General features: G+C 69.7%; 6 protein-coding genes. 4 read left to right on the top strand and 2 right to left on the bottom strand.

Going from position 1 to position 7,042, the window contains the following annotated elements; translation table 11 throughout:
* Window positions 1-89: 89 nt before the first annotated feature.
* On the bottom strand, window positions 90-1,280 hold the full coding sequence (locus ACLN58_RS15355) for a TerC family protein (RefSeq protein ID WP_415856126.1): 1,191 nt from the start codon (window positions 1,278-1,280) through the stop codon (window positions 90-92).
* Between the two features lie 451 nt (window positions 1,281-1,731).
* On the opposite strand from ACLN58_RS15355, the gene ACLN58_RS15350 reads away from it, so the two are divergent.
* The 4 genes from ACLN58_RS15350 (at window position 1,732) to ACLN58_RS15335 (ending at window position 6,066) form a co-directional block, all read left to right on the top strand.
* On the top strand, window positions 1,732-3,564 hold the full coding sequence (locus ACLN58_RS15350; RefSeq protein ID WP_415856125.1) for a S53 family peptidase: 1,833 nt from the start codon (window positions 1,732-1,734) through the stop codon (window positions 3,562-3,564).
* A 251-nt stretch (window positions 3,565-3,815) separates the two neighbouring features.
* Window positions 3,816-4,838, top strand: coding sequence for a class II fructose-bisphosphate aldolase (gene fbaA / locus ACLN58_RS15345; protein WP_415856124.1), 1,023 nt, complete (start codon window positions 3,816-3,818; stop codon window positions 4,836-4,838).
* Between the two features lie 80 nt (window positions 4,839-4,918).
* On the top strand, window positions 4,919-5,347 hold the full coding sequence (locus ACLN58_RS15340; RefSeq protein WP_415856123.1) for a DUF3151 domain-containing protein: 429 nt from the start codon (window positions 4,919-4,921) through the stop codon (window positions 5,345-5,347).
* Window positions 5,348-5,445: 98 nt separating this feature from the next.
* Complete coding sequence (locus tag ACLN58_RS15335) at window positions 5,446-6,066, top strand: maltokinase N-terminal cap-like domain-containing protein (protein ID WP_415856122.1); 621 nt, start codon at window positions 5,446-5,448, stop codon at window positions 6,064-6,066.
* Between the two features lie 86 nt (window positions 6,067-6,152).
* Here ACLN58_RS15335 and ACLN58_RS15330 read toward each other — a convergent pair.
* The coding region (locus tag ACLN58_RS15330; RefSeq protein ID WP_415856121.1) for an MFS transporter at window positions 6,153-7,042 on the bottom strand (890 nt) is incomplete at its 5' end.

The raw sequence follows: 7,042 nt of genomic DNA, 5'->3' as shown, positions 1-7,042 counted from the left end.
GGCGGCGTGTCGCCGAGGGCGCGCCGTCGCCGCTTGTTTTCGCCGGCCAAAGCTGGTCGGAATCCGCGACTGCGCAAGGCGACCGTGGATCAGCCTGCCGTGCGCAGGTACTCCTCGTGGCGCGCGTGGGCCTCGCGGACCTTGGCGCGGATCGCCTCGACGTCCTTCGCCTTGTCGCGGTACTTCTTGTCCATCGCGCGGATGGCCCGCTCCTCCTCGACGAGATTCCGGTAGACGCGCTCGCGCTCGGCGGCATCCGCCGTGTACTCGAGGTCGAGGTAGCTCTCGGCGTGCCGGCGCGCATTGTTGATGGCCGTTTGGGCCTTGCCGGCCGGGCTGACGAGCGAGGCGACGATCGTCACGGCCAGAACGCCGATGATGACGCCGAGCGAGAGCCCCGTGGTGACCTCGAAGACCTTCACGTGCTCGCCGCCGTTGATGAACGGGAGCGTGTTCTCGTGCAGGGCGTGCAGCACGAGCTTCGCGCCGATGAACGCGAGGATCGCGGCGAGGCCGTAGGAGAGGTAGATGAGGCGGTCGAGGAGGCCGTCGAGGAGGAAGAACAGCTGCCGCAGGCCCATGAGGGAGAACGCCGTGGCCGTGAACACGATGTACGCGTTTTGGGTGAGCCCGAAGATCGCGGGGATGGAGTCGAGCGCGAAAAGGACGTCCGTCCCCCCGATCGCGACCATGACGAGCAGCATGGGGGTGAGCACGCGCCGGCCGTTCTCGACCGTGAAGAGCCTGTCGCCGTCGTAGCGCTCCGATGTGTGCAGGAACTTCCGGGCGAGCCGCACCACGAAGTTCTCCGCCTCGCCGTCGTGGCTCCCGGGCTTGAGGAGCTGGCCGGCCGTCAGCAGGAGGATCGCTCCGAAGAGGTAGAAGATCCACGAGAACGCATCGATGAGCGCGACGCCGAGGAAGATGAACACCGTGCGGGCGATGAGCGCGAACACGATGCCGAAGAGGAGTACCTTCTGCTGATCCTCGCGGGGCACGCGGAAGCTGGCGAGGATCACGAGGAAGACGAAGAGATTGTCTACCGAGAGCGCCTTCTCGGTGATGAAGCCCGCGAAGTACTGGCCGCCCATCTCCGTCCCGCCAAGCAGGAGGACGACCACGCCGAACAGCACCGCCGCGCCCACGTACACCGAAGACCACAGCGCGGCCTCCTGCAGGGACGGCGCGTGGGCCTTGCGGATGTGGAAGAAGTAGTCGAACGCGAGGAGGGCCAGGATGACCACGACCGTGACGGTCCAGACAAGAGGGGAGACGGACATCGAAGTCCCTTTCGCAGGCAGGCGTAACCGCCGCAAGTCTTTCCGTCTGCCCTCGCACAACCGGCAGACCGCTGCACCCGGCCAGGCTCCCGCGCCCGACGTGTTGACGTGTGCAGCGCTCGGGATACTCCCCTGCGCAGAACAAGCCTACCGGGCAGCTTCCCGTCCCTCCACTCACAGCGGACTCTCAAATTCACAGACAATTCCCAGCTTGCGGACACTACTGCAACAGTTCTTTCAGAACTAGGGTCGCTGCATCCGAGCCTTCTGAATCTCGTGTGACGGGGGAGAAGAAACAACAATGGTCTTTCATCGCAGTTCTCATCGGCTTTCCTTTCGGGTCCTCGCGACCGCAGCCAGCGTCGCCTGCGTAGCAGGGCTCACGACGACGGCGGCCCTGGCTTCACCGCCGAGCCCACCGCCCTCACACTCGAAGTCGTATCCCGGCTCGGTGCCCTCGTGGGCCGGCTCCCGGGCCAAGACGGGAATCCCGCTCACCAACACGACGGTCGAGGGCGAGATCTACCTCCAGCTCCCGGATGAGGCGGGGGCTCAGAGGTTCGCGACGGCGGTCTCGACCCCCGGCAACCCGGCGTACGGCCAGTACCTGAGCCCGGCCCAGTGGAAGGCGCAATTTGCGCCGTCGCAGGCGGCCACCGACCAGCTCGTCGCGTGGGTCAAGGCCCAGGGCATGGTCGTGACCGGCGTCCCGGCCAGCGGGATGTACGTCGTGTTCCGCGGCACGGTCGCCCAGATCAACGCGGCGTTCCAAGTGGCCGAGCAGACCTATTCGTTCCAAAACTCCAGCGTCATCGGGCCGGACCGGGCCCCCACGCTGCCGGGCGACATCGCGCCGCTCGTCTCCGGCGTGAGCATCGATCAGGGGCGGCTCCTGACGCGACCGGACAGCGTCCGCGAGGGCAGCGACGCCCAGCCGTCCGGACAGGTCGCGCCGGTTCCCCTGTCCACGCCGTGCTCGAGCTATTGGGACCAGAAGGAGGTCACGGTTCCGCCCACGCAGACCGGTGCGACGTCGGTCCCGACCGTTCTCTGCGGCTACACGCCGGCGCAGATGCAGGCCACGTACGGGATCGGTGACGGCACTACGGTCAACGCGACCGCCGGCTCGGGCCAGACCGTGGCGATCATCGACGCGTTCGCCTCTCCCACGATGTTCCAGGACGCCAACCAGTATTCGTCGCTGCACGGTCTTCCGGCCCTCACGTCGAGCACGTACAGCGAGAACCTTCCCTCCGTGTACTACGACCAGGCTCTCTGCGCCCAGCCCAGCGGCTGGCAGGGGGAGGAAGCGCTCGACGTCGAGGCCGTCCACTCGACGGCTCCCGGCGCCTCGATCCTGTACGCGGCCGGGTCCAACTGCGGCGGCGGCCTCGACATCGCGATGTCGAAGATCCTCGACGGCAAGCTCGCGACGATCGTGAGCAACAGCTACGGCAACGTCGGCGAGGCCGTTTCGGCGGACGCACTCCGCGGCGAGCAGGACATCCACCTCCAGGCGGCCTCCGAGGGCATCGGCCTGTACTTCTCGAGCGGTGACAGCGGCGACGAGAAGGCCAACCTCGGCTACACCTCGCCGGACTTCCCGGCGAGCTCCCCGTTCGTGACGGCCGTGGGCGGCACGAGCCTGGCCCTCGGAGCGTCGAACAACTACCTGTTCGAAACCTCGTGGGGCACCACGCGCCAGCGGCTCGTCGCCCAGCCGAACGGCACGCTCGCGTACGGCGGCTCCCTTCCGGGTTCCTTCGTCTACGGTGCTGGCGGCGGAACGAGCGCGGCCTTCGCCCAGCCCGCGTATCAGGCGGCGCTGGTCCCGGCCGGGCTCGCGAACGGCAAGCGCGTCTCACCGGACGTTGCGGCGCTCGCGGATCCGTGGACGGGCTTCAGAATCGGCCTGAGTGCGATCACGAACGACCACTCGCTCAACACGGGTGCCTACGCCGAAGAGCGGATCGGCGGCACCTCGCTCGCCTGCCCGCTCACGGCGGGACTCATGGCGAGCGCTCAGGCGGCCACGGGCAAGCAGATCGGCTTCGCGAACCCGGCCGTGTACGCGGCGGCGGCTGCGCCAGGTGCCGCGATGCGTGACGTCGCCTCGCCGTCGACGCCGGTCAACATGGCTCGCGCCTACCCGGCCACGGGCCAGACGTACGTCGCGACGCTCGGCCTCGACAGCTCGCTCGTCTCGACCCCCGGCTACGACGACACGACTGGCGTGGGCAGCATGACCGAGACGTTCGCGCAGCAGGTCGCGGCCCAACACTGATCACCGCGCCCACGGGCGCCAAGGCCTGCTCACCCAAGCTGGGGGAGCGGATGGAGGACGACGACGGCGGGAGGGGCGCCGTCGTCGTCCTTTCTTTGCGCCGGGCGCACCCAGGCGCCCGGCGGTGAGCGCCGCCTCCACGTCATGTGGAGGCCCGCACGTGGCCGCCGCCGCGGCGATCGCTAGGATGTGAAGTGGCCAGCACGCCGCGCGCTGATTTCTGCCGCACGGACACGACTCGAGGAGCTTCTATGCCTATCGCCACCCCTGAGAAGTACGCCGAGATGATCGACTCCGCCAAGAACGGCGGATACGCGTTCCCGGCCGTCAACGTCACGTCGTCGCAGACGCTCAACGCGGCGATCCGCGGCTTCGCCGAGGCCGGCTCGGACGGCATCATCCAGGTCTCCACGGGCGGCGCCGCCTACTGGTCTGGGGCGTCCGTGAAGGACATGGTGGCCGGCTCGCTCGGCTTCGCGGCGTTCGCGCGCGAGGTCGCGAAGAACTACGACATCAACATCGCGCTCCACACCGACCACTGCCCGAAGGACAAGCTCGAGGGCTTCGTCCTCCCGCTCCTCGCCGCGTCCGAGGCCGAGGTCCAGGCGGGCCGCAACCCGTTCTTCAACTCGCACATGTGGGACGGCTCCGCCGAGACGCTTGAGGAGAACCTCCGCGTCGCGAAGGATCTCCTGGCCCGCACGTCCGCCGCGAAGATGATCCTCGAGGTCGAGATCGGCGCCGTGGGCGGCGAGGAGGACGGCGTGGAGAACGCCATCAACGAGAAGCTCTACTCGACCGTCGCCGACGGCCTCGCGACCGTCGAGGCGCTCGGCTCGGGCGAGAACGGCCGCTACATCACGGCCCTCACGTTCGGCAACGTGCATGGCGTCTACAAGCCCGGCAACGTCAAGCTCCGCCCCGAGATCCTCAAGGAGATCCAGGCCGAGGTCGGCGCGAAGCTCGGCAAGGACCGCCCGTTCGACCTCGTGTTCCACGGCGGATCGGGCTCGAGCGAGCAGGAGATCGCGGACGCCGTCTCCTACGGCGTCATCAAGATGAACATCGACACGGACACGCAGTACGCGTTCACGCGCCCCGTGGCCGGCCACATGTTCTCGAACTACGACGGCGTGCTCAAGGTCGACGGCGAGGTCGGCAACAAGAAGACCTACGACCCCCGCGTGTGGGGCGCCCTCGCGGAGAAGAGCATGGCCGCGCGCGTCGTCGAGGCCGCGCAGCAGCTCGGCTCCGAGGGCAAGTCGATCAAGTAACCGGTTGGGCCCGAGGCGCCGCTTCGGCGGCGCCTCGGGAAAGTCCCCTCCCGGAGGGGCAGAGAAAGTGGGAGCGCTCCGTGAGCGACGAATTCCGCACCAACCTCATGGGCCCCGAGCCCACGCGGCTTCCGGCCGAAAATGATGTCTACCGCGGCCTGGCTCTCGGCGAATCCGCGGAGGAGCTCGTGGCCGAGCACCCTGAGTCCTCGCTCCTGTGGGCCATCCTGGCCGACGAGGCGTGGGCGCAGGGTCACACGGTCGAGTCCTATGCTTATAGCCGCGTTGGCTATCACCGCGGGCTCGACGCGCTGCGCCGCAACGGCTGGCGCGGCGCGGGCCCGATCCCGTGGGAGCACGAGCCGAACCAGGGCTTCCTGCGCGCGCTCTACAACCTGGGGCGGGCCGCCTCCGCGATCGGCGAGGACGGCGAGCCCGAGCGGATCGACGCGTTCCTCGTGGGCTCCGACCCGGCCGCGAAGGCGGCGATCGAGGCGCTGGGCCACTAGGCGCTGGGCCACTGGGCGCTGGCCCGAGACACATCGAGTACGACGACGGAGGGCGGCTTCCGCGGGGAAGCCGCCCTCCGCGCGGCTAGGATGATCGCGTGGCTGTGATCCATCGCGCAACCCTGGTCCCCAGCAAGCTCGAGCTCCTTGACACGTGGCTGGCCCGCCAGCCGTGGGCGGGCGGCGAGGGAGAACTCCGCCGCGCGGGCAGCTATCGCTTCGACGATCCGGACGGCGAGGTCGGCATCGAAGGATTCCTTGTGGAGCGCGCGGGCACGGTCTTCCACCTCGTCCTGACCTATCGCGGTGCGCCGCTCGCGGGCGCCGAGCGGTGGCTCATCGGGACCATGGAGCACTCCGCCCTCGGGACCCGCTGGGCCTACGACGGCGTCGGCGACCCGGCCGCCGTGGCCGCCCTCATGCGCGGCGCGGCGGGCGATCAGGATCAGGCCGTGCTCGAGGTGCACGACGGCGACGCCGTGGTCGGCTTCCAGGAGCCCGATGTCCGGGTGAGCGCCTCAGGTGCGGCGGCGCCGTCGTCGTTCGCGGAGACGCTCGGCGAGTTGCCCGCTCTCCTGTCCGACGGCCCCGTGTGCGAGGTGACGTTCGGCGGTGCGACGCTGCGGGTGGCTCGCGTGCTCGGCGCCGAGGTGGGCGGCTCCGCCCGGCTCGTCGCGCGGTGGCGCGATGGGGAGGACGTCGTCGCGGCGCTCGCCTGAGTCTTCGGGGGCCACCTGCTGCCCAAAGCCGCTTCTCCGTGGGGAATCTACGCCGGAGAAGCGGCTTGGGGCCGGAGAAGCCGGACTCAGCCGACGACGGCGACGGCGCGGCGGCGGTGGGCCACCGTCACGGCGACGACGGCGGCCAGGAGCACCGCCGAGACGAGCGCCGAACCCCCGAAGAGCAGGAAGTTCGCCACGGGCGGGATCGACTTGGTCGCGAGCATGAGGCCGGAGAGCTGCGGCGCGAGGACGGCGCCGATCCGGCCCACGCCGAGGGCCCAGCCGAGCGCGGTGCCGCGGAGCTCGTTCGGGTACCGGGCCGCGATGGCTGCGATGACGAGCGACTGGGTGCCGTGTGTCCCCACGCCCGCGATCACGAGCGCGCCGTAGACGTAGGCGCTGTTCCCCGCCGGAACCACGAGGAGCGAGATCAGCCCGATGCCCGCGAGGGCCGCCGCGACGACGGACGTCTGGACGGTGCCGAACCGGTCGCCGGCCCACGCCGTCACGATCGAGCCGGCCACGGCGCCGAGGTTGAGGGCGATCGTAAACGTGAGCGCGGGGCCGAGGTCGGCGCCCGAGTCGCGCATGATCTTGGGCAGCTGCGTGCCGAGCCCGTACCAGGCGAAGAGCGTGAAGAGCGTCGAGGCCGCGAACAGGATGCTGAGGCCGAGGAACGGGGCGCGGAAGAGGCCTCGGAAGCCGCCGCCCGCCGTCGTCCGTTGCGTGGTGGGCTGGGTCGTGGTGGGCTGGGCCGCCGCCGGAGGCACCGGCGTCGTCCGCTCGCCCGGTGCCTCCTCGCCCGCCTCGGCAGGCGCGAAACTCAGCGTTTCCGGCAGGAAGCGCCAGCCCAGCGGGACGAGGACGATGAGCGCAACGAGGGCGAGCCAGAACATCGACTGCCAGCCGAACGCGGGGATCATGCCGAGTCCGAGAAGGGCGGCGGCCGTGCCGCCCAGCGGGACGCCGGACA

The sequence above is a fragment of the Sinomonas sp. G460-2 genome (genome assembly GCF_047759905.1).
Lineage (GTDB): Bacteria > Actinomycetota > Actinomycetes > Actinomycetales > Micrococcaceae > Sinomonas.
Note: the sequence above shows the minus strand (reverse complement) of the source record. Positions and strands in the feature narration are given on the sequence as shown.

Excerpts from the sequence above, each read along its gene's own strand:
- fbaA (WP_415856124.1), top strand. The coding sequence starts at position 3,816 with ATGCCTATCGCCACCCCTGAGAAGTACGCCGAGATGATCGACTCCGCC.
- ACLN58_RS15355 (WP_415856126.1), bottom strand. The coding sequence starts at position 1,280 with ATGTCCGTCTCCCCTCTTGTCTGGACCGTCACGGTCGTGGTCATCCTG.